Source organism: Roseateles sp., from assembly GCF_036486225.1.
Lineage (GTDB): Bacteria > Pseudomonadota > Gammaproteobacteria > Burkholderiales > Burkholderiaceae_C > Roseateles.
The window spans coordinates 1-2,834 of the sequence record NZ_DASVNZ010000338.1; the positions used below are offsets into that span (position 1 = coordinate 1).

Genomic DNA, 2,834 nt, shown 5'->3' on the forward strand with positions numbered 1-2,834 from the left:
CGGTCGCGACCTTGCCGCCGGTCTCCATGGCCTCGTCGCTGAAGTCGTGCAGCGCCTCGGAGGCGCCGCTGTCGCGATACGCCTGCGCCGCGCCCTTGAGCCGGCCCTTCGCCGCGGCCGTGCCCCGCTCGTAGACACGCCCCATCGTGTTGCGGGCGTTCATCCAGATGAGGTCGGCTTCGCGCACCCAGGCCTTCGCGTTGCTGGTCGCGGTGCTGCTCTTGTCCTTGGGTTCGGCCTTGTCAAGGTAGGTGCCGCTCTTGACACCTCCCTTCACGCCGCGCGCGTCGCCGGTCACCTTCGGAATGAAGGTCTGGCCGTGCAGCACCGCCGGATCGCCCTGGTGCTTGACGTTGCGCGAGGCGGCGGACGCCTCCTTGAATTCGCCCTTGATCGGATACGGGATCGGCACGATGTTGCTGCCCACCGGGGTGAGGCAGACATCGGGCTGCAGGCTGACGCAGAAGAATCGCTTGGATCGGGTGACGGTTTCGCGGGCCATGAGGACGATCAGGGGCCGACGGCGTGGCGGCGGCGGTTGCGGGAGAAGGTCGGAAGCGGCGCGTCCGCGCCTGCGGCGGCGACTACACGACGGGTTGCGCCATCACGGCGCGCAGCTCGGCCAGCCGCTCGCGTTGTCCGGGAGTCCTGGCCTCCATCAACCGGGCCTCTTCCAGGCCGTATTGCGCGCTGACACTCCAGCGCCAGCAGAGGTCGACCACACCCTCGTCGCTGTCGATCAGCACGGTGTCGATCACGGGATCGAAGCAGCGCACGTCGCCCTCGGCATCGATGCCCATGAGGGTGAAACCGCGATCGGGCAGCTCGAACATCGTCATCCGGTGACCGCCCTGGACGAGCCTGGCCGCCGGATGCGTGCGCGGCCAGAGGTTGTCCAGCACGACGCGCTCCCCGCCGCGCAGCGGCCGGCATTGCTGATCCGCCGGTGCGCAGTTCCAGTAACGGAAGTCGAAATCGGGATTCAGCGCCAGTCCCGCGGCGACGTGCGCCGGATCCGGCGCCTCGCGGCCGATCCAGCCGACACGCGGCGCCCAGCCGCGCTCCAGCGGACCGAGGCCCACGGTCTCCAGCGATTCGCGGCCGGCGGCGACGTGCCAGAAGTCGTCGACGGTGACCGGCTGATGCGCGAGCTCGATCTGGTGCGCGGGGAGCCGGTCGAGCCTGGTCGCCTGAAGGAACCACTCCCGGGTGAACCCGCGGCCCGCCGGATTGAAGCGGCTGGCCTCGTGCGCGAGCGGACGCAGCGGCGCCTCGGCCATAGCATCCGGGTGAGCCGCCAACTGTTCGGGGCGCAGCTGATGGCGCACCGGCACGTCGCCGGCGACGGGGCTGCCGACGTCGATCCGGGCCTGGCCGCCGAAGCCGTTTTCGTAGCGGAGCGCGCAGCGCTCGATCGGCTCGGCGGCGCTGAGCATCCAGTCGTCAGGCCCGGCGCCGGAGGATCGAGGGTTCGGCCGTTCACCATCGGCGGGTCGTCGCATCCACCAGCGCGGTCCGTGCACCCGCACCTGCTTGTCGATCAGCACGTTGAAAGCGTCGCGCGCCGACACCGGCTCAGGCGAGGTCGACGTTGCAGTCGACATCGCCGTCGCTCCGGCGGAGATCGCCTTCCGCTCGAACACGCGCAAGCGTGCGACGAAGGACGACACGGGCGTCGTCTCTGGCGCATGGGCCGATCCCACGACGAGCACGTCGCACATCGGCTTGTAGGGCGCGAGGTCGCTCTCCTCGCGGATCGTGAGCGCCGGGTTGCCGTCATGCGGCAAGTCCTCGTCGTTCAGCGGCGCCGGCGCGTCCTCGAGCAGCAGCGGTGCCACGCCGGACTCGTCGGGCTCGCCGAGCCGGTAGCGCTCCTTCAGCACCACCGTGTGAATGAGGCGCAGCGCCGGATCCAGAGCATCGAACTGCAGGTGCGTGCGTCCCGTCAGATCGCGCAGGATCAGTCGCGGCAGGTCGGCGCCGCGCAGGCCGTCAACCGACCGGGTTGGTGTCGACGTCATCGCCGTGCACTTCCACTTTCTTGTCGCCGCGGACGATCACTTCCTTGCCGCTGATCTCGATGCGCCCGTCCTTGGTCATGAGCAGGCTGCTCGCGCCGACGGTGATGCTCAGGCGGTCACCGGCCGTGATGTTGATCGAGTGCCCCACGGCGGTGGTCTGGTTGAGACCGACGACCGTGGCCATCAGGCCGCCGACGTTGAGGCTGTAGCCGAGGCCGACGTTGTCCATGCGACCGAGACCGACGTTCTGCATGGAGGCCAGCGTGATCGTCTCGGTCTTCATGCCGCCGATGTCGATCTTCTGGTTGGCGCCGATCGAGATCGTCTCGTTGATCCCGACGTCCTCGGTCCGGTTCATCCCGATGGAGATCTTCTCGTCGAGGTCGACGCGCTCCGTGCGGTTCTGATGGATCGTGATCGTCTCGTCCAGGTTCACCGTCTCGGTGCGGTTGCCCTTGACCAGCGTCGTCTCATGCCGGTCGATGGTCTTGGTCCGATCCCGTCCGACCCAATGCGTCTCGTCGTTCTCGACCTCGATGTCCTGGTTCTTCTCCGCGTGGATCCACAGCTGCTCGTCGCCGTGCTTGTCCTCGAACCGGATCGCGTTGGCGTTGCCGTAGCTGCCGCCCTTGGTCGAGCGCGTCAGGAAGCCGCTTTGCGTCGCGTTGGCCGGCAGGTCCCACGGCGGCAGGTTCTCGCCGTTGTAGGTCCGCCCCATGATGATGGGCGCATCCGGGTCCCCTTCGATGAACCCGATGATCACTTCCTGCCCGATGCGCGGGATGTGGATGCCGCCGAAGTTCGAGCCCGCCC

Annotated in this window: 3 protein-coding genes; all 3 read right to left on the reverse strand. The window is 68.4% G+C overall.

Translation table 11 applies throughout. The features are described 5' to 3' along the window. The coding region (locus tag VF536_RS22015; protein WP_331617043.1) for a DUF4150 domain-containing protein at positions 1 to 502 on the reverse strand (502 nt) is incomplete at its 3' end. 82 nt (positions 503 to 584) lie between these two features. Continuing rightward, entirely contained in the window at positions 585 to 2,021 is a 1,437-nt protein-coding gene (locus tag VF536_RS22020) for a DUF2169 family type VI secretion system accessory protein (RefSeq protein ID WP_331617044.1), read from the reverse strand. Next, the coding region (locus VF536_RS22025; RefSeq protein ID WP_331617045.1) for a type VI secretion system Vgr family protein at positions 1,993 to 2,834 on the reverse strand (842 nt) is incomplete at its 5' end. The genes VF536_RS22025 and VF536_RS22020, both read right to left, overlap by 29 nt.